This window comes from Streptomyces sp. NPDC048484, assembly GCF_040651415.1.
Lineage (GTDB): Bacteria > Actinomycetota > Actinomycetes > Streptomycetales > Streptomycetaceae > Streptomyces.
On the sequence record NZ_JBEZJY010000031.1, the window covers coordinates 26,118 to 49,355 of the forward strand.

Annotated in this window: 16 protein-coding genes; 6 read left to right on the forward strand and 10 right to left on the reverse strand. The window is 69.2% G+C overall.

Annotated elements, in window-relative coordinates; all coding sequences use genetic code 11:
- Positions 1–185: 185 nt before the first annotated feature.
- The 5 genes from AB0D14_RS28565 to AB0D14_RS28585 all read right to left on the reverse strand — a co-directional run bounded on the left by AB0D14_RS28565 (position 186) and on the right by AB0D14_RS28585 (position 6,234).
- Positions 186–1,922, reverse strand: coding sequence for a trehalase family glycosidase (locus AB0D14_RS28565; RefSeq protein ID WP_362784552.1), 1,737 nt, complete (start codon positions 1,920–1,922; stop codon positions 186–188).
- 55 nt (positions 1,923–1,977) lie between these two features.
- Positions 1,978–2,802 carry a carbohydrate ABC transporter permease gene (locus AB0D14_RS28570; RefSeq protein WP_362784555.1) on the reverse strand — a complete coding sequence of 275 codons (825 nt, stop codon included), beginning with the start codon at positions 2,800–2,802 and terminating at the stop codon, positions 1,978–1,980.
- Positions 2,799–3,770 carry a sugar ABC transporter permease gene (locus tag AB0D14_RS28575; RefSeq protein WP_362784558.1) on the reverse strand — a complete coding sequence of 324 codons (972 nt, stop codon included), beginning with the start codon at positions 3,768–3,770 and terminating at the stop codon, positions 2,799–2,801. The genes AB0D14_RS28570 and AB0D14_RS28575 overlap by 4 nt, the downstream gene beginning before the upstream one ends.
- A gap of 20 nt (positions 3,771–3,790) precedes the next feature.
- Entirely contained in the window at positions 3,791–5,038 is a 1,248-nt protein-coding gene (locus tag AB0D14_RS28580) for an extracellular solute-binding protein (protein ID WP_362784561.1), read from the reverse strand.
- 149 nt (positions 5,039–5,187) lie between these two features.
- Positions 5,188–6,234, reverse strand: coding sequence for a LacI family DNA-binding transcriptional regulator (locus AB0D14_RS28585; protein WP_362784564.1), 1,047 nt, complete (start codon positions 6,232–6,234; stop codon positions 5,188–5,190).
- A 634-nt stretch (positions 6,235–6,868) separates the two neighbouring features.
- Between AB0D14_RS28585 and AB0D14_RS28590 the strand changes: the two genes are divergently transcribed.
- Positions 6,869–10,534, forward strand: a complete 3,666-nt coding sequence (locus tag AB0D14_RS28590) for a LamG-like jellyroll fold domain-containing protein (RefSeq protein ID WP_362784567.1) — start codon at positions 6,869–6,871, stop codon at positions 10,532–10,534.
- Between the two features lie 264 nt (positions 10,535–10,798).
- On the opposite strand, the gene AB0D14_RS28595 is transcribed toward AB0D14_RS28590, so the two are convergent.
- Positions 10,799–11,299, reverse strand: a complete 501-nt coding sequence (locus AB0D14_RS28595) for a hypothetical protein (RefSeq protein ID WP_362784570.1) — start codon at positions 11,297–11,299, stop codon at positions 10,799–10,801.
- Positions 11,300–11,377: 78 nt separating this feature from the next.
- On the opposite strand from AB0D14_RS28595, the gene AB0D14_RS28600 reads away from it, so the two are divergent.
- Positions 11,378–12,553 (forward strand): serine hydrolase domain-containing protein, encoded by a 1,176-nt coding sequence (locus AB0D14_RS28600; RefSeq protein WP_362784573.1) that lies wholly within the window; start codon positions 11,378–11,380, stop codon positions 12,551–12,553.
- A gap of 241 nt (positions 12,554–12,794) precedes the next feature.
- Here the strand turns inward: AB0D14_RS28600 and AB0D14_RS28605 are convergent, their stop codons facing one another.
- Positions 12,795–13,823, reverse strand: coding sequence for a substrate-binding domain-containing protein (locus AB0D14_RS28605; protein WP_362784575.1), 1,029 nt, complete (start codon positions 13,821–13,823; stop codon positions 12,795–12,797).
- Positions 13,824–13,895: 72 nt separating this feature from the next.
- The gene (locus tag AB0D14_RS28610) at positions 13,896–14,210 is read right to left on the reverse strand and encodes a hypothetical protein (protein ID WP_362784577.1); all 315 of its coding nucleotides are present in this window, start codon (positions 14,208–14,210) and stop codon (positions 13,896–13,898) included.
- Between the two features lie 242 nt (positions 14,211–14,452).
- On the opposite strand from AB0D14_RS28610, the gene AB0D14_RS28615 reads away from it, so the two are divergent.
- From AB0D14_RS28615 to AB0D14_RS28630, 4 genes are all read left to right on the forward strand, one after another.
- On the forward strand, positions 14,453–15,763 hold the full coding sequence (locus AB0D14_RS28615; protein ID WP_362784579.1) for an extracellular solute-binding protein: 1,311 nt from the start codon (positions 14,453–14,455) through the stop codon (positions 15,761–15,763).
- A complete protein-coding gene (locus AB0D14_RS28620; protein WP_362784582.1) occupies positions 15,760–16,662 on the forward strand; it encodes a sugar ABC transporter permease in 903 nt (300 codons plus the stop codon). Before AB0D14_RS28615 ends, AB0D14_RS28620 begins: the two co-directional genes overlap by 4 nt.
- Before the next feature lies 1 nt (position 16,663).
- Complete coding sequence (locus AB0D14_RS28625; protein ID WP_362784585.1) at positions 16,664–17,560, forward strand: carbohydrate ABC transporter permease; 897 nt, start codon at positions 16,664–16,666, stop codon at positions 17,558–17,560.
- Positions 17,561–17,707: 147 nt separating this feature from the next.
- On the forward strand, positions 17,708–20,089 hold the full coding sequence (locus AB0D14_RS28630) for a glycoside hydrolase family 3 N-terminal domain-containing protein (protein WP_362784587.1): 2,382 nt from the start codon (positions 17,708–17,710) through the stop codon (positions 20,087–20,089).
- 124 nt (positions 20,090–20,213) lie between these two features.
- Here the strand turns inward: AB0D14_RS28630 and AB0D14_RS28635 are convergent, their stop codons facing one another.
- Both AB0D14_RS28635 and AB0D14_RS28640 read right to left on the reverse strand, forming a co-directional pair.
- Entirely contained in the window at positions 20,214–21,401 is a 1,188-nt protein-coding gene (locus AB0D14_RS28635; protein ID WP_362784590.1) for a fumarylacetoacetate hydrolase family protein, read from the reverse strand.
- Positions 21,402–21,448: 47 nt separating this feature from the next.
- Entirely contained in the window at positions 21,449–23,185 is a 1,737-nt protein-coding gene (locus tag AB0D14_RS28640) for an IlvD/Edd family dehydratase (protein WP_362784592.1), read from the reverse strand.
- Positions 23,186–23,238: the final 53 nt, after the last annotated feature.

Genomic DNA, 23,238 nt, shown 5'->3' on the forward strand with positions numbered 1-23,238 from the left:
CGCGGCCTGCGTCGCGCCGGAGGTATCCAGGTCGCCTTCGCGCGTGCAGCGGCCGAGTGAGCTGTGGTGGAAGGCGTCGTTGAAGGCAGCCTTGATGGTGGAGGAGACATTGCGGTACTCGCTCGCGTCGACCCGCGGATGGAGCACCGCACTCCCAGCCGAACGTCTGCGTGTGCGGTCCAGGGTCAGTGGCGGTCTCCGCGTACGTGGTGTTCGGCGAGGATGAGATAGCTGCTGGCGGTCCAGGTGTAGGCGCGGTCGCGCAGTCCCCTGCCCGTCAGGGCGTCGAAGTTCTCGGCGAAGCCATGGGTTTCGCACAGGGCGCGGAAGCGGGCGCTGATCTCGTCCGCCAGTCCGTGGTGGCCCGCTCGGCGCAGGCCGTCCTCGACGAGGACCGTGGAGGGGGCCCAGATGGGACCGCGCCAGTAGCCATCGGAGAGGTAGTGCGGCGAGGCGGGCAGTTCGGTGGCGAGGCCGTACGGGGTCAGGTGGGCCTCGATCCGGTCGGCCAGTACGGCGCTGATGTCCTGCGGCAGATGTTCCCCGAGGGCGATGGGCATCAGGTCGAGCAGGCTGGAGCTGGTCCAGGTGTCTCCGCTGTCGACCCCTTGGGTGACGAACCGGTCGCCGGTCCAGAGCCGGTCGAGCATCGCCGCCTGGGTTTCCCGGGCCGCCCGCGTCCAGCGGAGCGCATCGTCGGTGTGCCCCAATTCCGCCGCCAGTTCGGCAAGTTCGTGGAGCTGGAGGATGAGGAAGGCGGCCAGTTCGGCGGTGATGACGACGCGCTCCGGATCGAAGGTGGTCGCGTTGTCCCAGCCGCTGTCGTTGCCGTGCTGGTAGTGGGGCAGTTCGGCGCCGGGTGCGCGCCGCATGGTGAGCCAGAACTCGGTCCAGTGCTTCAGTCCGCGGTATGTCGCGGCCAGCTCCTCCCGGCCGAGTGGTTCGGGCAGCCGGCGGCGCAGGAGGCGGAAGGCCCAGCCGTGGATGGGCGGTTTGACGAAGTTGTGGAGGACCTCGGAGTGGGTGACCGAGTCGGGCAAGGCACCGGCCCCGTCCTGGTGGTCGAAGGGCAGCAGGAACTGGTCCCGGGCCAGTTCGGGGCATCCGGGCGCCAGGGCCAGGGCGTTGAAGCAGTGGTCCCAGCTCCAGACCTTGTCCATCCAGTGCTTGGACATGAGGACCGCGGGCCGGGTGACCAGCCCTGCCGGGCGTACGGTCGCGGACCACACGACATAGGCGGCGAGTTCGGCGGCCGGCGTGGCGGACGAGCGCCACGGGGCTACCGCGTCCGCGAAGTCGGCGAAGGCGTTCTGCGCGCTCTCCACGATCTTGCCGAAGGCCGCCGACGAAGTGTAGGGCGGGCGGGCGGTGTCGAGTTCCTCAACCGCGATCTCCCAGGTGCCGTCCGCGTCCGCGGCGACGGTGAGGCTGCGGTCGGCGCTGCCCAGGGCCTGTGTGCCGGAGGTGTCGGCGACGGTCCCTGACAGTACGGTGACCCGGTAGCGGCGCCCGGTCTCGTACGAGGTGAACACGTGCGCGTCGACGCCCGGGTCGTGGAAGAAGTACGTGCCGCTGAAGGGCGTCAGGGCCTGTGCTGCTGCGCAGATGCTGAGGTCCAGTCCGCTCCCGCGCAGGCGAACGGTGTCCGGCGACTCGTAGGCGAGGTCGACGCGGTCGGCCGCGTCGATCCAGCTCAGCAGACCAGGTGTCGCCTCGACGCGGGTCTCGGCCCGGGCGCCCGTCGCCGCGTCGAGCGGGACCAGGCGCAGCACCGGGTGCATGCCGTTCTGGTGGGAGACGAGGTGGAGGTCCTCGGCGTAGGTCTTCTCCGCCACCACGGGCGAGATGTCGAACCAGGAACCGTGCGCGCTGAACGGGATGTCGTGGACGGAGAAGGCCGGACCGGGCGAGGCGGCGGTCATGGAGGCGTGACTCGTTTCTTCAAGGGGTGCTGATCGACGAAGTGGTGATGGCGCGTCAGTCCTTGACGGCACCGGTGGTCACACCGGCCGAGACGTAGCGTTGGGCGAGGACGAGGATGACCGCGGCCGGCAGTGAGGCCACGACGGCGGTCGCCATGATGGCGTTCCACTCCTGGTTGTTGTTGCCGATGTAGTGGTAGATGCCGAGGGTGATCGGCTCGTGGGCGCCGCCGTTGACCAGGGTGCTGGCGAAGACGAAGTCGGACCAGGACCACAGGAACGCGAACAGGGACACCGTGACGACGGCGTTGCGGCTCATCGGCAGGACGATCGACCGGAAGGTGCGCCAGGTCCCGGCGCCGTCCACCGTCGCGGCCTGGAGCAGTTCGCCGGGGATCCCGGACATGAACGCGGTGAAGATGAGCACCGCGAAGGGGACGGCCAGAGTGGAGTCGGCGACGATCAGGCCGGGAACGGACTGGAGCAGGCCGAGGCTGAGATAGATGGCGTAGAAGCCCATCGCCATGATGATGCCGGGAATCATCTGGGCGGTCAGCAGGACGAAGCTGAGGGCGCCGCCGCCGCGCGGGCGCAGCTTGGCCAGCGCGTAGCCGGCCGGGGCGGACAGGGCCACGGTCAGGACGACGGTGCCCAGGGCGACGGCGAGGCTGGTGCCGAGGTAGGGCAACTGCTGGTCGAGGACGGCCCGGTAGCCGTCCAGGGTGCCGTTGGCGGGGAACAGGTCCGGCGGGCTCTTGCGCATGTCCTGGTCGGGAGTGAAGGACACGTTGAGCATCCAGTAGACCGGGAAGAGCATGATCGAGGTCAGCAGCAGGCCGATTGCCGTCTTCCACCACGCGTGGCTGGTGCGTCGGTTCATGACAGCGCCTGCTTTCGCTGCACCCGGGCGTAGACCAGCCCGAAGACCAGGGCGGCGACGACCAGCAGGTTGCCGACGGCCGCTCCGGGGCCGAAGGCCGGCAGCAGGTTGCCGAAGCCGAGCTGGTACGACCAGGTGGCGAAGGTGGTGGAGGAGTCGGCAGGGCCGCCCTTGGTCATGATCCAGATGATGTCGAAGACCTTCAGCGTGTAGACCAGCCCCAGCAGCAGGGTGATGGCGGAGACCGGGCGCAGCAGCGGGAAGGTGATGTGCCGGAAGCGCTGCCAGGCGTTCGTGCCGTCCAGCGCGGCCGCCTCGTACAGGCTGGCGGGGATGGCCTGCAGGCCGCTGTACAGGACGACCAGGTTGAACGGGATGCCGATCCAGACGTTTGCGATGATCACCGAGGTGAGTGACCACGACGGTGAGGTCAGCCAGTTCACCGGGCCGACACCGAGGACGTGCAGGGCGGCGTTGACGATGCCGGAGTCGCTGTTGAGCATCCACGACCAGGTGGACGCCGACACGATCAGCGGCAGCAGCCACGGCACCAGGAACAGGGCACGCAGGGTGGCGGAGAGCCGGAAGTTCTGGTTGAAGAAGACCGCGAGCGCCAGGCCGATGGCGTACTGGAAGGCCAGGCACACGGCGGTGAACACCACGGTGTGCAGCAGCGCCGGTGCGAAGGCCGGGTCGTCGAAGACGGTCCGGTAGTTCTTCAGGCCCGTGAACGGGGCGTCGCCCTGGACGAAGGAGCGGACGGTGTAGTTGCGCAGGCTCAGGTCGATGTTGCGGTAGAGCGGATAGGCGTAGAAGAGAGCGAGGTAGAGGGTCACCGGGGCCAGGAATCCCCAGGCGGCCCACTGCTGTGAGGTGGGGCGGCGCCGTGCCCGGCGGGATGCGACGGGGGCCGCACCGCCGGGGTCGTGCACGGGCCGCCTGTGCGGCACTTGCGTCGTGTGGCTCATCAACGGACCTTGACTGCCGGTTACTTGACCGCGGACTGGGCTGCGGACAGCGCGTCCTTCGGCGACGTGGACCCGCTGAGCGCGGACTGGACCGCCTTCCACAACTGCTCCGAGATCTTCGGGTACTTGGTGCCGAGATCGTCACTGGTGCGGCCCTTGGCCGCCTTGACCGCCGCGACCCAGGGCTTCAGCTGGGCGTTCGCGGCCACCTGCCTGTCCTGGATCTCGGTGGTGGGGGCTACGTAGGACAGGGTGGTGTCGGTGTCGTACAGATTCTTCGTGCTGGTCAGGCACGTCACCAGCTTCTGTGAGGTGGCGTAGCGGCCGGTGGAGTCCTGGACCGGGATGGTGACGAACTCGCCGCCCGTCGGGGCCGCGGCGTTGCCCCCGGAGGCGGCGGGGACAGGTATGACCCCGTAGTCGAAGCCCGCTTTCTTGGCATTCGCGAGCTGCCAGGTGCCGTTCTCGGCGAACGCGTAGTCGCCGCTCGCGAACTCCTGCCAGCTGGTCGTCTGGGTGTTGTTGAGCACCGAGTTCGGGGCGTAGCCCTTACCCAGCCAGTCCTTCCACAGCGTCAGGGCGGAGACTGCCTGGTCGGAGTCGAGTTGCGTCAGCTCGGCGCCCGCACCCCAGAACCAGGGCAGGAACTGGAAGCTGCCCTCCTCCGTGCCGATCGCCGAGAACGTGATGCCCTTCTTGCCCGCCTGCTTCACCTTGGCCAGCGCCGCCGTCAGCGACGGCCAGTCCTTGACCGAGGCGACGTCCACCCCGGCCTCCTTCAGCACCTTCTTGTTGTAGTAGACGGCAAGGGTGTTGGCGCCGATCGGCGTGCCGTACGTCTTGCCGTCCGACTGGCCTGCCGCGAGCAGGTTCGGATCCACGGCCGAGGTGTCGAGCTTGGTGTCGTCGGTCGTGGTGAGCACGCCGGCCTCGGCCAGGGTCGACACCACCGGGTTGTCGACGATGAGGGCGTCCGGGGAGTTGCCCTGCTGCGCCGCCAGCAGCGTCTTGTTCGCCAGGTCACTGGTGTCGAAGCCGGTCCGCTTGACCTTCACACCGGCCTTGGCGCCACAGGCGTCCAGCAGCTTCGTCCAGGCCGAGCCTTCGGCGAACTGCGGGTAGGGGTCCCAGATCGTGTACGTGCCGCCGTCGGCGGCCTTCGAGCCGCTGCTGCCCGAACCGGATCCGCAGGCGGTGGCACTGGCGGCAACAGCCAGGGCTGTCAGGGCTGCGGCGCTCAGGCGGCGGCCTCTGGAGAAGGTGTTCATCGCGGGTTCCTTTGTTTTTGGCATGCGGGTGCCCAGGACGAGGGGCGCGAGGGGGCGGGCACGCCGAACGGCGGTATTGAGCGGTTGGTGAGCCGTCCGAGGGCCCCATGGGATGAGCGAGGAGGAGAGGGACTCGTCGTGGCGTGCGGTCAGGGCGTCGTGTCGGGTGCGGCGTCCCCCGTGGGCGTGGCCCCTGCGGGCCCGGTGCTGGCCCGCAGGGAAATGGGTGGTACGAGGAGATGGTGACGGGGAGGCGCGTCGGGATGGTCGAGCCTCTCGGCCAGCAGCTCGACGGCGAGGCGGCCCAGCTGTTCCGCGGGCACGTCCGCCGCGGTGAGCTGCGGGGTCACCGTCTCCGCCCAGCGGCCGGCCACCACCCCGGTGACGGAGAAGTCGCGCGGCACATGCCGGCCGGCCTGGGCCAGCCCGCGGTAGAGTCCGCCCAGCGCGGCCTCGTTGAGCGTGACCAGGGCGGTGGTGGCCGGGTCGTCGTGCAGGATCCGCTCCAGACATGCCTGGCCCGAGGCGGCGTCGTCGCCGCAGCAGTAGGTCCGGACCGTCAGCCCGCGCTCGGCCGCGGCCTTGGTGAACCCCTCCAGGCCGCGGTGGGCCGACTCGTATCCGGCCCGCAGCAGTTGCTCGGGCCGGTTGACGAAGGCGACACGGCGGTGGCCCAGGTCGGCGAGATGGTGGACACACGCCGCCGCCAGCGCGGTGTGGTCCAGGCCCACCCACCAGCCGGCCTCCGGGTGGGCGGTGCGGCCGATGGCGACAGACGGGAAGCCCACCGCGGTGAGGTGGTCGACCCGGTCGTCCGCCAGCCTGATCTCCATCAGGATCGCACCGTCCACCCGCCGCTCCGCCAGCAGCCGCTGGAAGGAGCGGTCGCTGTCCGCACCGCTGGGAGACAGCAGCACGTCGTAGTCGTAGGACGCGGCGGCCTCCACCACACTGCCGATGAAGTCCAGTTGCATGCCGGTGTAGTGGTTGCCGGCCGGCGGGAAGACCAGACCGAGGGTGCTGGTCCGTCCGTTGGCCAGTGCCCGCGCACTGGCGCTGGGCCGGTAGCCCAGCTCGTCGACGACCCGCTGGATCTTCCGGCGGGTGTCGTCCGAAACCGGGCGCTTGCCGCTCAGCGCGTAGGACACGGTGCTCCGCGAGACACCGGCCCGCCGGGCGATCTCACCGATGTTCACGGCGACTCCTTAGCTCGAACCGGTTCGACATTCTCCGAGAAGAACCACTCACTGGTCGCGTGGGGCTGGAATAGAGGCAGGGACGGCTACCGGTCGTCGAACCGGTTCGCGTGAAGTGACGGTAGAAACAACCCGAACGGCTGTCAACACCTCGGACCGCACTTCCGCAACCTCACGGAAACGGCTACGAGACCTGGCGTCGGAGGGATTGTCGGCCAGGTTCCCCCGGTGCTAGCTTCGCCGAACCGGTTCGAGGAAGCGATCCTTCCAACAGCCGCGCCCCTCTCCGCGGACCCGCCGAAACGCAGAGCCACCATCCCTGCCACGTTCAAGAAGCACCGTTCAAGAAGCACCTCACCTCTGCCGTACATCTGGATCGAACCGGTTCGACACACTCCCCTTCCACCATCCGGGCGGTACGGAACCGAGGGAGGCCCTGCATGACTGAGCCCTGCGTGACGAAGGACGACGCCCGCGGGCGACTGCCGTCCCGGCCCCGGTGCTCACTCCACCGACCGCCGGCCGGGCCGGGCCGGGCAGAGATGGCCCACCGTCAGGCACCAGCGCTCAGTCAGGGCTGAGCCGCCCGAGGCGGGCGACCCGAAACCGCTCACTCAAGGATGAGGACGAGTCCATGCCACCCGCTGACAGATCCGCCCGGCGCCGAGCCCATGCCGCCGCCGTGGCACTGACCCTCGGCGCGGGCCTGCTGGCCGCACCGGCCGTCTCCGCACAAGCGGCCGAGGCACCCCAGCCCGCCGCCCGTTACACCTTCGACCAGGACGAGTTCGCCTCGGGCAGGATCACCGACAGCTCCGGCAACGGCCTGACGGCGAGCCTGGTGAACGGCTCCACCGCCCGGCCCGTCGAGGGCACGGACGGAGGCAAGGCGCTCGCCCTGCCCGGCGGCGCGCCCGACTCCAACGGCGCGTACGTCCGCCTGCCCCGTGAAGTGCTCGGGGACGCAACGGACCTGACGGTCTCCGCCCGCGTCAAGTGGAGCGACGACCAGTCGCCCTGGCAGCGGGTCTTCGATCTGGGCACCGACACCACCAAGTACCTCTTCACCACCCCGCACAACGGAAACGGACTGCTGCAGACCTCCGTGACCACCGGCGGAGGCGGCGCGGAGGCACAGGTCCGCGGCTACGCGCAGCTCCCCGCCGACCAGTGGCGGACCATCACCGTCACCCTCGACACCTCCGCCGGCCGGGTCACCACCTACCTCGACGGCGTGGCGGTCTCGTCCTCGAAGACCAACGTCAAGGCCCATGATCTGCTGGACGGTTCGGCCTCCGCCGCCGGGTACATCGGCAAGTCGTTCTATCCGGATCCGCTGCTCAAGGGCGCGGTCGACGACTTCACCGTGTGGCACTCGGCACTCAGCCCCGAGCAGGTGGCCGGTACGGTCGGGCCCCTGCCCACCCTCCGGGAGCTCTCGCGGACGTCCTTCGAGGCCCGGACCACGTCCGGGACCGCTCCGTCCCTCCCCGCCACCGTCCGCGCCACCTTCTCCGACGGCTACGACCGTGACACGCCGGTCACCTGGGACGCCGTACCCTCCGACAAGTACGCCCGGCCCGGCACGTTCACGGTGGCCGGAACCGCGGCCGGGCACGCGGTGAAGGCGACCGTCACCGTGGTCCGCGAGGGACAGCTCACCGTCGACCTCGGCTCGGACACCGGCGCCTTCCACGGCGGCGCCTCCGGCACGCTCTACGGCGTGTACGGACCGGACGTACCGACCAACAACCTCATCGAGGGCATGGGCCTGCGCACGGTCTCCACCAAGGCGCAGGACGGCCCGCAGCACCCCGGTGCCGACGCGCTGGAGGTGGTCAAGCCGCTGGCCGACTCCACCAACGGTGACGTGTACATCTACATGACCGACATCCACCGCGGCTTCCCGTACCAGTGGCCGGGCGACACCCCCGAGGAGAAGCTCAAGCTCTACAAGGAGAAGATCGCGGTCCAGGTCGACCAGGTCCTGAAGCTGCCTGAGCAGTACCAGGACAACATCGTCTTCGTGCCGTTCAACGAGCCCGAGGGCAACATGTTCGGCACCGGCGAGTGGAGCTACAACAAGGTCAGCTGGCTCAACGACCCGGACGACTACTTCGCCGCCTGGGACGACGCGTACAAACTCATCAAGAGCAAGATGCCAGCCGCCCGCATCGCCGGCCCCAACACCAGCGTCCTGTACGACCAGGTGAAGGGCTTCCTCGCCCACGCCCTGGCCGCCGGCACCCTCCCCGAGGTCATCACCTGGCACGAGCTGAGCCACCCGGAAGCGGTTCGCGAGAGCGTCGCCGAGTACCGGACCTGGGAGAAGGAGCTGTTCAAGGGAACCAACCGTGAGGGCACGCAGCTCCCGGTCAACATCAACGAGTACGCCTTCAACTACCACACCTCGGTGCCCGGGCAGATGATCCAGTGGGTGTCCGCGATCGAGGAGTCCAAGGTGGACGCCGACATCGCGTACTGGAACATCGACGGCAACCTCTCCGACTCCGCGGTGCAGTCCAACCGCGGCAACGGCCAGTGGTGGCTGCTGAACTCGTACGCCTCCATGAGCGGACACACGGTGCGGGTGACCCCGCCGTTCCCGGGCGAGAACTACACCATGCAGGGCGTCGGCACACTCGACGAGAAGAAGCGGCAGGCCCGGCTGATCTTCGGCGGCTCCGACGGAAAGGGCCACATCACCTTCGCGGGCGTCCCGAAGAAGCTCTTCGGGGACCGCGTGCACGCCTGGGTGCGGGAGATCGAGTGGAGCGGTCAGGTGGGCGACTCCGCCGGTCCGAAGCTGCTCTCCGAGAAGAACCTGAGGATCGGTGACGACGGCAAGGTCGTCGTCGACTTCGGCGACGGCGGGCTGCCGAAGCTGAAGGAGTCCTCGGCGTACGAGATCGTCCTCAGCCCGGCCGGCAAGGCGAAGGGCACGCAGTCCCCGCCCGTGCGCTGGCAGGGCTCGTACGAGGCGGAGGATGCCGCCCACACCGGCTCCGACTACGCGAAGAACGGACCGGAGGGCTCGCCCAGCGACGTGTCGAAGTTCTACACGTCCGGCGGGTACGACGTGGGCGGCCTGCGCACCGGCTCGGACGTCACCCTCGACGTCACCGTGGACGTGCCCGAGGACGGCGCCTACGACCTGAGCGTCTTCGCCAACTCCCTCAACAGCTTCGACAAGGTGAAGGAGCAGGGCCCCACCAACGTCTTCCTGCGCGTGGACGGCAAAACGGACAGCGAGCAGGAGCTGTACCTGCCGCTGGGCTACAAGTGGGTGGTCTGGGACCACGCCGACACCAAGGTCCAGCTCACCAAGGGCAAGCACACCCTCACGATCGCCGCGAAGAGCGCCGACGGCAAACGCGCCACGAAGGGCGACGCCATCGTCGACCGCCTCACCCTCTCCCTCCCCAAGGCGTCGGCCGCCACCCAGGTGTACGAGGGCGAGCTGGCGTGGCTCGGCGGCGGGGCGCAGCCCGTCTACGAGCTGCCGAAGCAGGCCGGAGTTCCGGCCACCGGCTCGGGCGCGGTCCGGCTCCCGAAGAACGGGACCGCCACGTTCTGGGTCTACTCCCCCGCCGACCGCGAGGCCACGCTCCAGGCCGGTGCCCTGAGCGGCTCGGGCGCCCGGCTCTCCGTCAACGGACACGACGTCCTGCGCCTGTCCAAGGGCAGAAGCAGTACGGCGGTCTCCCTCTCGGGCGGCATCAACAAGGTGACACTGACCGGAGGTTCGTCCACCACCCTCGTCGACCGCCTCACGGTCACGCCGACGGAGGGCACGCTCAAGGCGCGGACGTACGAGGCCGGCGACGCCAAGCTCGTCGGCTCGGCCACGCTCACCCCGCTCTCGCTGGCCACCGACGGCACGGCGATCACCGGCATCGGCGGCGAGCCGGGCAACGGCAACACCGCGACGTTCACCGTCGCTGCCGACCGGACCGGTCTGTACGCGCTGCGCATCCGCTACTCCAACCCGGAGCAGGCCGAGGCCACCCACTACAACCCGGACCCGCTCGCCCGCCACGCCGACGTCAGCGTCAACGGCGGTGACAAACAGCGGGTCGGCTTCCCGCACAGCTTCCACCAGAACAACTTCTGGGAGGTGACCGTCCCGGTCCGTCTGAAGAAGGGACAGAACACGATCGCCTTCCGCTCCGAGGAACTGCCGAACTTCGACGGCACCACCTACGCCTCGGACACCTTCCCCGGCGTTCCGCTCCGCTCCCGCTACGCACCACTGATCGACCGGATCGCCGTCGCGCCGTACGCACGGCAGGCGCAATGAGGTAAACACCACCGGCGGCGCCGTGGCGCGCGCGGAGGCCAGGCAGCGGGACCTCACGTCCTACGCCCTGCGGCCAAGCACGCCCACGGCGCGGCCGGTGCCGCAAGCGGACTGCCCGGGTCTGTCACGGTCGACGGATCCGGGCGCTTCGCTGTGCGAAGAGGCGAGCTTTCGCCGCGAACTGCACGGGCAGCGCGTCCTGCCCGGCGAGAAGGTGCTGGACCGCGGCCGGACGGGGACTGCCCACATCGCCGCCCACCCTCCTCAACCGGGCAGATGAAGCGAGGTTCGTGTCTCCTCGACGTCGACCTCGACGTCATCGGTGAAGGCGCCGACCGCCGATGCCCCACCGAGGAACGCGGTGGCGAGTGCCACGGCGCCGGCGAGCGCCCAACGGGGCTGCCAGAACCTTCTGTTCCGTGTCGTGCGCCTGGTCTCGGCGGGCCGCCCGCACGCGATGGTCACGCGTGCGTCCAACCACGCCTCCGCCTCGTCCGACCGCACCCCGCAGGCCGCCACAAACGCGGCGACCAACTGCTCGCGGGGCAGCCGGTCCCTGCCGAGCATGGTCGCCGCCGTGGAGTAGGGCAGAGCGTGGCCCGCTTCCGTCGCGCGGCGTTCCAGTTGGCGGTAGCTGAGGCCCGACCACGCCTTGAGGCGTCGGAGCGCCGCCACGAAGGCGACCGCGTCGGTGTCCGGCGGTGTGGGCGGTGCTGTGGTCATCATGGTCCCCCTGTTGACCTGGACGTACACGGGCTCGCACAAGCTCGAACACCATAACGGCTTGAGGAACGGCGAGAGCGGCGGTCAACCTCGGAGCCCATTCCCGACGTTGGAGGATGTATGGGCACGACTGCGTCTCGTCATCGCCGCCACCACCGCCGTACGGCCATCGCCACTGCCCTCGGTGTTCTGCTGATGCTCGGCGGATGCGCCGAAGAACCCGGTGCCGGTGCGTCGCCGGCGCGCACCCCGAAGTCCCAGCCCCGTGACGGCGAGTCGGTCGCCGACTTTCTCCGCCGTACCCTGCCCGCCGGGCCCAGTGGCACCGTGATCGCCGCCCGCGGCGACCGGCTCGCGTACTGCGGCGGGTTCGGAGCAGCGGACCGCGCCGCCGGAACCCCCGCGAGCTGCCGGACCGTGTACGACGTCATGTCGATCACGAAGCAGTTCACCGCGGCCGCGATCGTGAAGCTGGAGGTGATGGGCCGGCTCCGGGTGAGTGATCCGATCAGCCGGTTCCTCGGACACGGGCGGCCCGTGCCCGAGGACAAACGCGGCATCACGATCGAGCACCTGCTCACCCACAGGTCGGGCCTGACCGAGGCGCTCGGCGACGACTACGACCCTTTGTCACGGGAGGAGTTGGTGCGCCGGGCCCTGGCGTCGAAGCTGCGGTCCGCCCCGGCCAAGGAATTCCACTACTCCAACACCGGCTACAGCCTGCTCGCCGCGATCGTCGAGGAGGCGTCCGGGGAGACGTACGAACGGTTCCTGGCCCGGCACCTGTTCGCCCCGGCCGGGATGGAGCAGACCGGATATGTGCTGCCCCGCTGGCCGCTGCACCTCGTTGCGGTGGAGTACGACAGCAAGGGCCGCAGCATGGGCAGACCCTTCGACCACCCCTGGGCCGCCGACGGACCGTACTGGAACCTGCGCGGCAACGGCGGGATGCTCTCCACCGCCCAGGACATGCTCCGTTGGCACCGCGCACTCCTCGGTGACAGGATCCTGCCGGCGTGGGCCAGGGAGAAGCTCTTCGAACCTCGCGTACCAGAGCCGGGAACAGAGAACTCGTACGGATACGGCTGGAGCATCCGTGACACCCCGGACGGCCCTCTCGCCTGGCACGACGGTGGCAACGACTGGTCCCTGGGGCTCCTGAGCCGGTCCCTGCGCGACGGCGTCCTCGTGTTCTGGATCAGCAACCACGCCTACCGCGACGGGAAATGGAACCTCGAGGACCAGGCGGAGGCTCTGACAGTAGGCATCGCGGATCGCGTCCGCGCGGAGGGGTGACGACTGGTCGACCCACTTCGGCTCGGGCCGGGTCCGCCGTCAGCGAGGTCAGCGGCAGACGGCTCACAGGCCGGTCGCAGGTCTGCCGTCCCTTGGTGGCCCGGCACACGAGTGCGGCGAAGCCGCTGGAAGGGCAGCACACACCAGCATGGCAGCAGACGAGACAGCGGTCATCGACGGGATCGACACCCACACCGATCTCCACCGGGCCGCGGTCAGCCTCCAGGTCGGCACCTGGCCACTACCTGCGCGCTGAAGTCCCTTCGCGCGGCGGTGCCGTTGAGGCGCGTACCACGAGTTCGGTGGCGAGTTCGATGTGGTGGGACTCGACCTTTTCGCCGTTGGCCAGTCGGAGGGCGGTGCGCAGGGCTGCACCGCCCATCTCCCGTAGTGGCTGGCGCACGGTGGTCAGCGGCGGTGAGGCCATCGGGGCGAGGCTCGTGTCGTCGAAGCCGACCACGCTCAGGTCTTCAGGGATGCGCAGGCCTCGGGCGCGGGCGGTCTCGATGACACCGACGGCGATCTCGTCGTTGCCTGCGAAGATCGCCGTCGGTGGCTCGTGCAGGCCCAGTAGCGCCGTGGCGCCGAGCAGCCCGGTCTCGAACGTGAATTCTCCGGGCCGGACATAGGCGTCGGGTACCTGCGCTTCTTCCGCCTCCATGGCCGCGCGGTAGCCGTGCACGCGTGCCTGGTTGCATACGGCCATGGCCGGTCCGCCGATGTAGGCGACGCGGCGGTGGCCCAGGGAGAGCAGGTGCCGGGTCGCGGCCAGGCCGCCGGCGAAGTTGGTCGCCCCGACGCTGTGGACCCGGCTGTCCGGCAGGTGCAGTGGGTCCAGCACGACCAGCGGCAGCCCGGAACGGGCCAGTTCGTTCAGGTGCGTTGTGGTGTACACGCTGGTGATCGCGATGACTGCGCGGCGCCCGGCTGAGACCAGGTCCCGGGCCCAGTGTGGGGCGTGGGACGCCTTGCTGATCACCACCGAGGCCCTCAATTCAGCGGCGGAGTCGATGATGCCTTCCAGGGTCTCGGCCACGTACGACTTGAGGCCGCCCTGGAACTGCACCTCGATGGTCGGGCTTTCGACGGCCTCGGTGTGCCGGAACACGGGTGCGAGGTAGTGGTGCTGATGCAGCAGTTCCTGCACCCGGGTGCGGGTATGCGGCGCCACGTCACCGCGACCGTTGACCACTTTGGACACGGTCGCGACGGAGACCCCAGCCACTTGGGCGATGTCCGCCAAAGTGGTGCGCCTGGCGTTCGGTCGCATCGGTTCCTCCCAGCTTGTACGTCCACCGGTGTGGTGAGCCGCCGGTCGGGCCGGCAAGGCGGGTGGAACCGGTCAACCGTACGGCAACCCGGCACCGGGCTCGTCATGGGAGGCGCCGACGAGCTCCTCGGCCTCGACACGTCCGACGATCTGGGTAGGACCGCGTCCGGTTGCACGCGGTCCGACCGACATGCACGCCGACCCGTGCGCATGCGCTTGCGCCCGGCTCCAGCCGTACCTGGGCACAGCGGGCCGGCTGCCGAACTGCGCGGCCCTGCCCACCACCGTCGTCTCAGCCAGGAGGGCATCGACCCGGTCCGGTACGGGCGGCACCGGGTCCTGCCTGCGCGGCAGGACCTGCACCGACAGCGTGTCCGCCGCAGTCATCGCATCACCCCCGCTTTCAGCCAGCCCATTTCGAAATGTTTCGGTCCCTGCCAAGGTTCTTCAGGAGTCGTTCTCGCCCGATATTACGCAGCTGGTTGCAGCTCGACAACGTGCACGCACGAGTCTTGACACGGCGTCAGCCCGAAACTTAATTTGCACGGACAGAGCTCGGAGAAGGATGTTTCGAAAACCTTTCACCATGACTCACGAGAAGCCGATGGCTCTCGGGTGCGGAGAAGAACATGGCGCTCTCCCGACGTACTCTCCTCGGTCTTGCCGCCGGCGTGCCGGCCTCGGCGGCCCTGGCGGCCTGTGGCTCGTCCGGCCCCGGCAAGAGCGGTAGTGGGGCCACGTACTGGTACCTGAACGGTCAACCGCAGGAAGGCGTCAGAGCCGGCGCGGTGGATGCGTTCAACAAGGCCCACTCCAAGGAGCAGATCGAGGACTTCACCTTCCAGAACGACGCGTACAAGGCGAAGATCAAAACCTCCATCGGTGCCGGCAAGGCGCCCACCCTCATCTGGGGCTGGGGCGGCGGGACGCTGCGCACCTATGTGAAAGCGGGCCAGGTCGAGGACCTCACCTCGTGGTTCGGCGAGCACTCCGAGGTCAAGAAGGGGCTGCTCCCGTCCTCGTTCGCCGCGGCAACCGTCAGCGGCAAGATCTACGCGATGCCGTGCGAGACCGTGCAGCCGATCATCCTCTACTACAACAAGAAGGTCTTCGAGCAGGTCGGCGTGCAGCCACCGAAGTCCTGGGACGACATCATGGAGCTGGTGCCCAAGTTCAACGCGAAGGACATAGCGCCGTTCTCCCTCGGTGGCCAGTCCCAGTGGACGAACATGATGTGGCTGGAGTTCCTGTTCGATCGCATCGGTGGTCCGGAGTTGTTCCAGGCCGTCATCGAGGGCGAGAAGAACGCCTGGTCCAACCCGGACGCCATCACCGCGCTGACCAAGGTGCAGGAGCTGGTCAAGGCCCGCGGCTTCATCAAGGGCTTCTCCTCGATCACCGCGGACTCCAACGCCGACCAGGCGCTGCTGTACACCGGCAAGGCCGCGATGATGCTGCACGGCGCCTGGTCGTACGGCATCCAGCAGGCCAGGGGCGGGGACTTCGTCCCCAGCGGCGCGCTGGGCTACATGAATTTCCCGCCCGTCGAAGGCGGCAAGGGCGATCCGAGCAACACCGTCGGCAACCCCGCTCAGTACCTGTCCATCTCCTCGAAGGCCAGCGCCAAACAGAAGAAGGTCGCCAAGGACTTCCTCGCCACAGGCGTCCTCCAGGACGCCGAGGTGAAGAAGTGGATCGACAACGGGTCGGTTCCGATCCGACTGGGCACGGAGAAACTGCTGGCCGCCTCCAAGAGCGCCGACTTCCTGCAGTTCACCTACGACGTCGCCACCAAGGCCAAGGTGTTCGGCCAGTCCTGGGACCAAGCCCTCACTCCGACGCCGGCCGAGGCCATGCTGGAAAACATCGTCAAGTTGTTCCAACTGTCCATCTCACCGCAGCAGTTCGCCCGCAACCTGAACGCGGTCACCGGCAAATGAGCTCAATCACCGGCCATCCGCCGCGCCGCGCACCGCGCAGCATCCTGCCGTGGCTGGCGGTGCCGGCGCTGGTGCTCTTCGTCGGCTTCGCCGTGATCCCGCTCGTCGGTGTCTTCGCGCTGAGCTTCACCACGTGGGACGGGATCGGTGCGATCCACCTGTCGGGGCTGACCAGCTGGCGTGCGGTTCTCAACGATCCCGGGCTGCCGCACGCCCTCTGGGTGACGTTTCTGGTGATGGCCGTGTCCTGGGCCGTTCAGACGCCGCTGAGTATTCTGCTCGGTACGTTCATGGCAGGCCGCCAGCGCTACCGTGCGGTGCTGGGCGTCGTGTACTTCGTCCCGTTGATGCTCAGCTCCGCGGCGATCGCGATCGCCTACAAAGCCCTGCTGGACCCCAACTTCGGGCTCGGTGCCGGGCTGAAGATCGAGGTGCTCAGCCAGGACTGGCTGGGACGGCCCGGGCTCGCGTTCGGACTCGTCGTCTTCGTCGTCTCCTGGCAGTTCATCCCGTTCCACTCCCTGATCTACCAGGGTGGTGTCCAGCAGATCCCCAAGTCCCTCTATGAAGCAGCCCAGTTGGACGGGGCCGGACGGATCCGGCAGTTCTTCAGCATCACGCTGCCCCAACTGAAGTACACCATCATCACCTCGTCCACGCTGATGGTGGTCGGGTCGCTGACCTTCTTCGACCTCATCTTCATCCTGACCGAGGGCGGCCCCGGCGACGCCACCCGGGTCCTCGCACTGGACATGTACAAGCGGGGATTCAAGGCCAGCCTGATGGGGCCGGCCAGCGCCATCGCGGTCATCCTGGTCCTGGTGGGCCTGGCCCTCGCGCTGCTGCTGCGCCGGCTCGGGGGCCGGGACGCCGGCGCGAGCCAACTTGAGGGGGCCTGAGGTGACCACCACACTCACCGAGCCGCGACCACCGCAGAAGACCGCACACCGCGAGGGGCAACGCCACTCCCGTCCGGCGTCCCGCCGACGCAACTGGGCCGGCGGCCTGGCCGGATGGATCTGGCTCGTCGTCGTCGCCGTACCCCTGTACTGGTCCCTCATCACCAGCTTCAAGGCCCAGGACCGCTACTACGCGAGCAACCCGCTGGTGCCGTCGGGCGATCCGACACTGGAGAACTACCGGCTGGTCATCGAGTCCGACTTCCTTCGCTACTTCGTGAACAGCGTCGTGGTCACCGCCGGAGCCGTCATACCGGCGGTCGCGTTCTCCTTCATGGCCGCCTACGCGATCGTTCGCGGTCGGCGCATGCGGGTCCTTCGCGCGATGAACGGGCTGTTCCTCATGGGTCTGGCCATCCCGCTGCAGGCCACGGTGATCCCGGTCTACCTGATCATCATCAAACTACGTCTGTACGACAGTCTGCTGGCGCTGATCCTCCCGTCGATCGCCTTCGCCATCCCGCTGTCCGTCCTGGTGCTCACCAACTTCATCCGCGACGTGCCCAAGGAGCTGTTCGACTCGATGCGGGTCGACGGTGCCACCGAATGGACGACACTGTGGCGGCTGGCGGCGCCACTCACCCGACCGGCCATCCTCACCGTGACCATCTTCAACGCACTGACCATCTGGAACGGGTTCCTGCTGCCACTGATCCTCACTCAGAGTCCCGACCGCCGGACCCTGCCACTCGCGCTGTGGACCTTCCAGGGCCAGTACGGGGTCAACGTACCTGCCGTTCTCGCCGCCGTCGTCCTCACGACACTGCCCCTCCTGGTGCTGTACGCGTTCGGCCGCCGCCAGTTGCTGAGCGGTCTGACCGCCGGATTCAGCCGTTGACCGACACTGACGCCGTGGCCGGTGGGCGGGCGAAGCGGATCCGGGCCGGGCCGGGTCCCGGACGCGATCTGCCCCGCCCTGAATCCTGCTCGTCTACCTGTTCGCCCGTCGCGCCCTGGCCAAGGGGCTGACGGGCGTGGGAGGAAAGTGAACGACAACGTGGCTGTAGACAACACCCCCGGGATCTCCCTCTGGAACGACCCCACCGTTTCCGTCACCGCGAGAGTCGACGCCCTGATCGACGCGATGACCCTTCAGGAGAAGACCGCCCAGCTGTACGGAGTGTGGGTGGGCGCCTCCGATCAGGGCGGCGAAGTGGCCCCCCACCAGCACGACATGGAGGAGGCCGTCGATCTCGACGCACTCCTGCCCACCGGACTGGGCCAGCTGACCCGGCCCTTCGGCACGGTCCCGGTCGACCCCGCCCTGGGTGCGCTCTCCCTGGCCCGCACCCAGACCCGTATCGCCGCCACGAACCGGTTCGGCATCCCCGCTCTCGCGCATGACGAGTGCCTGGCCGGCTTCGCCGCCTGGGGGGCGACGGCCTACCCCGTTCCGCTGTCCTGGGGCGCCACCTTCGATCCGGACACGGTGCGGCGCATGGCCGCCGCCATCGGCCGCGACATGCGTGCCGTCGGCGTCCACCAGGGACTCGCGCCCGTCCTGGACGTCGTGCGCGACGCCCGCTGGGGCCGGGTCGAGGAGACCATCGGCGAGGACCCGTACCTCGTCGGCACCATCGGGACGGCATACGTGCAGGGCCTTGAGTCCGCCGGGATCGTCGCCACCCTCAAGCACTTCGTCGGCTACTCGGCCTCGCGCGCCGGCCGTAACCTCGCCCCCTCCTCCGTGGGTCCGCGTGAACGCGCCGACGTTCTGCTGCCTCCCTTCGAGATGGCGATCCGTGAAGGCGGCGCCCGGTCGGTGATGAACGCCTACACCGACACCGACGGCATGCCCTCCGCGGCCGACGAGGAGCTGCTCACCGGGCTGCTGCGGGACACGTGGGGCTTCGACGGCACAGTCGTCGCCGACTACTTCGCCATCGCCTTCCTGAAGACCCTGCACGGCGTCGCAGCGGACTGGGCCGGCGCCGCCGGCACGGCGCTGCGCGCGGGCATCGACGTCGAACTGCCCAATGTCAAGACGTACGGCGCGCCCCTGGCCGAGGCCGTCGCCGACGGCCGCACACCGGAGGCGCTGGTCGATCGCGCCCTGCGCCGGATACTCACCCAGAAGGCGATGCTCGGCCTGCTCGACCCGGACTGGAACCCCGTACCGGCCGCGCTCGACGGGGCGGACCTCGACGATCCGGCCGCCCTGCGCGGTCGGATCGACCTGGACGGTCCGCAGAACCGCGCGCTGGCCCGCACGGTCGCCGAGGAAGCGGTCGTGCTGCTGAGCAACGACGGCACCCTGCCGCTCGGGAGGCCACGCCGCATCGCCCTGCTCGGTCCCAACGCCGACGAGCCCATCGCCGTACTGGGCTGCTACTCCTTCCCCCAGCACATCGGCGTCCGCCACCCCGATACCCCACTCGGCATCGAGCTGCCCACGCTGCGCGACACGCTCGCCGCAGAGTTCCCCGACGCCGAGATCACGGTCGCCCGCGGCACCGGAATCGACGACGGAGATCTCTCCGGCATCGGCGAGGCCGCCCGGGTGGCACGCGAGGCCGACGTCGCCCTGGTGGTGCTCGGCGACCGCGCGGGGCTCTTCGGCCGGGGCACCAGCGGCGAGGGATGCGACGTCGAGTCGTTGCTGCTGCCCGGCGCGCAGCAGCAACTGCTCGACACCCTGCTCGACCTGCAGACACCCGTGATCACCGTGCTGCTCGCGGGACGGCCTTACGCCCTCGGCCGCGCCGTCGAGAAGTCCGCTGCGATCGTGCAGTCCTTCTTCCCGGGTGAGGAGGGCACTCACGCGATCGCCGGGGTGCTCAGCGGCCGTACCAATCCCTCCGGACGTCTCCCGGTCAGCGTGCCGCGCGGGCCGGGATCCCAGCCGGCCACGTACCTCGGGGCGCGGCTCGCTCACGCCAGCGAGGTGTCCAACATCGACCCGACCCCCGCGTTCGCCTTCGGGCACGGTCTGTCCTATACGCGGTTCGACTGGACAGACCTGACCGTGGACGTCCAGGAGGTCCCGACGGACGGCGAGTTCACCCTCGCCTTCACCGTCCGCAACACAGGCGGGCGGTCCGGAACCGAGGTCGTCCAGGTCTATCTGCACGACCCGGTTGCCTCCGTCGTCCAGCCGGTGCAGCGCCTCGTCGGCTACGCCCGGGTCGAACTGAAACCGGGCGAGGCACGGCGCCTACGTGTCACGGTCCCGGCCGACCTGGCCTCCTTCACCGGACGCGACGGTCGGCGCGTCGTTGAACCGGGCGAGCTGGAGGTGCGGTTGGCCGCTTCCAGCGCGGATCCGCGCCTGACGGCCAGGGTCACGTTGACCGGAGCCGAGCGCCACGTGGATCACACGCGGCGCTTGCACACCATCATCGGGCAGGAGCCGGTTGCCCGGGCATGAACCGGGCGTGCGCAGCGCACGTCGCGGCAGCGGCAGCGCTGCGCACATGGGATCGCGGGGCGTGCGGGATCGCGAGGCTTGCGGGTGAACGAACGCGGTGGTCGCCGTATGAGTCTTCGTCATCTCACAGCACGCCACGCTGGGCGAGGTTGCGCATCAGCGCTCGTACGCCGAACGTCCACGGCGCGGCCTGCTCGCTGGGGACGACGGTGTTGGCCAGAGCGCCGAGTCGCGGGCTGGAGATCCGCACGATGTCGCCGTACTCGTGGGTGAAGCCCGAGCCGGGTGCCTGTCGGTCCTCGGTGGGGGCGAACAGCGTTCCGGTGAACAACACGAAGCCGTCCGGGTATTGATGGTGCGGACCGTGCGTGGCGGCCACCAGGTCCAGTACGTCGCGGCTGATCTCGCACATGGAACTGCTGCCGTGCAGTACGTAGCCGTCCGGGCCGTCGATCCGCAGGTCGATGTCGAGCCCGCGTACGGTGTCGAGGTCGAAGCCCTCGTCGAGCACGCGGATGAACGGGCCGATCGCGCATGAGGCGTTGTTGTCCTTCGCACGGGACAGCAGCAGGGCGCTGCGTCCCTCGATGTCGCGGAGGTTGACGTCGTTACCGAGCGTCGCGCCGCGGACCCGGCCGCGCGAGTCCACGACGAGGACTGCCTCGGGCTCGGGGTTGTTCCACACCGAGGCGCCGAGCACGCCGATGTCGGCGCCGGTGCCGACCGCGGACAGTACCGGGGCCTTGGTGAACACTTCCGGGTCCGGCCCGATCCCGACCTCCAGGTACTGCGACCACAGTCCTTCGGAGACGAGCAGTTCCTTGGCCTTGTCCGCTTCCGGCGATCCGGGACGGATGCCGTCGAGCGTGCCGCCCACCACCTGCCCGACGCGGGCCCGCACTCTCGCGGCCTGCGCCGGATCGCCGCCCGTGCGCTCTTCGATGACGCGTTCCAGCAGACTCCGGGCGAAGGTGACGCCCGCGGCCTTGATCACCTGTAGGTCGACGGGGGCGAGCAGGTGCGGAACGTCACGGCGGCCGGTCGGTGCCGCGAGCAGTTCGTCCAGGCGCCAGACGTGTCCGCCGTCGGCCTCGCGGACGACTGCCGCCGCGTCGTCGCGTTCCATGAGGTCGGAGACGGTGGGTGCGACGGCCGTCAGGTCGACGACCTGCTCCCCGCGGACCGCGGCCACACACGGTCCGTCCCATTCCGGGTCGTGGACGCGCGCGACGAGGGCGGCTCGATCGGCGTCCACCGGCAGGACGGAGCCGGCTGTGAGGACCGGACGAGGGCGCGCTGCTGACGATTCCACGATCGATGCTCTCCTGGATTCGAGGGGTGCGGTCGCCCGGGGCGGACTCAGTGGGAGTCGCGGGGGACCTCGTGTCCACGGCTTCCGCGCAGGAAACCGAAGTCGGCGCCCTGGTCGGCCTGTTCCACATGCTGGGTGTAGAGCCAGGCGTAGCCGCTGGTGTGCCGCTCAACGGGTGCCCTCCATGCCTCCCGGCGCCGCGTGAGCTCGGCGTCGTCCACGTCCAGGCGCAGAATGCGGTTCGGGACGTCGAGGACGACGGGGTCCCCGTCGCGCACCAGGGCGAGAGGTCCGCCGACGGCGGCCTCGGGCGCTACGTGCAGGACCACCGTCCCGTACCCGGTGCCGCTCATCCGGCCGTCGCACACGCGCACCATGTCCTTGACGCCGGCCTTCAGCAGCTTGGCGGGCAGCGGGACGTTGGAGACCTCGGGCATGCCCGGGTAGCCCTTGGGGCCGGCGTTGCGGATGACGATGACGGTGTTCTCGTCGATGTCGAGTTCCGGGTCGTCGGCCACCTCGTGATAGGCCTCTGGGGAGTCGAAGACGCGCGCGGGGCCGCGGTGGGTGAGCAGGTGCGGTGAGGCGGCGGACTGCTTGATCACAGCGCCGTCGGGGCAGAGGTTGCCGCGGAGGACGGCGATACCGGTGCCGGCCTGCTGGAAGGGGGCGTCGAGGCCGGTGATGACGTCGGAGTCGACGCGTTCGGCGTTCTCGGTGTTCTCGGTGATGGTGCGTCCGGTGACCGTGATCTGTCCGCCGTGCAGCAGCTCGCCGCTGAGCAGCTCGGCCATGACGGCGGGCAGGCCGCCCGCGTAGCAGAAGTCTTCCATGAGGTATTTGCCGCTCGGCATCAGGTTGACCAGGGTCGGCACCGCACGGGCCAGGTCGTCGAAGTCCCGCAGGCTCAACTCGACGCCGAGGCGTCCGGCGATGGCGGTGAGATGGATGATGGCGTTCGTGGAGCCGCCGATGGCCGCGTTGACCCGGATGGCGTTCTCGAACGCCTCCCGGGTCATGATCTGCGAGGGGCGCAGCTCCTCCCCCACCATCCGTACGATGCGCTGCCCCGCCGCCTGCGCGGTTTCCATCCGCCGGGAGTCGACCGCGGGCCAGGCAGCCGAGCCCGGCAGCTGCATCCCGAGCGCCTCGGCCATGCAGGCCATCGTCGAGGCGGTCCCCATCGTCATGCAGTGCCCCTCCGAACGGGCCATGCACCCTTCCGCGACGAAGCACTCCTCCTCGGTCATCCGGCCGGTCTTCAGGTCCTCCTCGAACTTCCACACGTGGGTGCCGGATCCCACGTCCTGGCCCCGGTACTTGCCGTTGAGCATCGGCCCGCCGGTGACCATGACGGCGGGCAGGTCGACGCTGGCGGCGCCCATGAGCATGGCGGGGGTCGTCTTGTCGCAGCCGGACAGCAGCACGACACCGTCGAGCGGATTGGCCCGGATCAGCTCCTCGACCTCCATGGCCATGAGGTTGCGGTACAGCATGGCGGTGGGGCGCATCAGGGTCTCGCCGGTGGCCATGGTGGGGAACACGAGCGGTAGGCCGCCCGCCTGCCACACGCCGCGCTTGACGGCTTCGGCGACGCGTGTCAGATGGGCGTTGCACGGGGCGAGTTCGGAGGCACTGGTCGCGACGCCGATGACGGGACGCCCGTCGAACACCTCGTGCCCGAAACCCTGGTTGCGCATCCAGGAGCGGTACACCATCCCGCTGCGGCCCTGTGCGCCGAACCATGCCTGGCTGCGGCGGCTCGTCTTCTGACCGTCGGTCATGCAGTCACTCCCGTGGCTCTGGCGTCGTCCGCTTCGCGATGGGGCGTTGTCGG

Excerpts from the sequence above, each read along its gene's own strand:
- AB0D14_RS28565 (WP_362784552.1), bottom strand. The coding sequence starts at position 1,922 with ATGACCGCCGCCTCGCCCGGTCCGGCCTTCTCCGTCCACGACATCCCG.
- AB0D14_RS28570 (WP_362784555.1), bottom strand. The coding sequence starts at position 2,802 with ATGAACCGACGCACCAGCCACGCGTGGTGGAAGACGGCAATCGGCCTG.
- AB0D14_RS28575 (WP_362784558.1), bottom strand. The coding sequence starts at position 3,770 with ATGAGCCACACGACGCAAGTGCCGCACAGGCGGCCCGTGCACGACCCC.
- AB0D14_RS28580 (WP_362784561.1), bottom strand. The coding sequence starts at position 5,038 with ATGAACACCTTCTCCAGAGGCCGCCGCCTGAGCGCCGCAGCCCTGACA.
- AB0D14_RS28590 (WP_362784567.1), top strand. The coding sequence starts at position 6,869 with ATGCCACCCGCTGACAGATCCGCCCGGCGCCGAGCCCATGCCGCCGCC.
- AB0D14_RS28600 (WP_362784573.1), top strand. The coding sequence starts at position 11,378 with ATGGGCACGACTGCGTCTCGTCATCGCCGCCACCACCGCCGTACGGCC.
- AB0D14_RS28605 (WP_362784575.1), bottom strand. The coding sequence starts at position 13,823 with ATGCGACCGAACGCCAGGCGCACCACTTTGGCGGACATCGCCCAAGTG.
- AB0D14_RS28610 (WP_362784577.1), bottom strand. The coding sequence starts at position 14,210 with ATGACTGCGGCGGACACGCTGTCGGTGCAGGTCCTGCCGCGCAGGCAG.
- AB0D14_RS28615 (WP_362784579.1), top strand. The coding sequence starts at position 14,453 with ATGGCGCTCTCCCGACGTACTCTCCTCGGTCTTGCCGCCGGCGTGCCG.
- AB0D14_RS28620 (WP_362784582.1), top strand. The coding sequence starts at position 15,760 with ATGAGCTCAATCACCGGCCATCCGCCGCGCCGCGCACCGCGCAGCATC.
- AB0D14_RS28640 (WP_362784592.1), bottom strand. The coding sequence starts at position 23,185 with ATGACCGACGGTCAGAAGACGAGCCGCCGCAGCCAGGCATGGTTCGGC.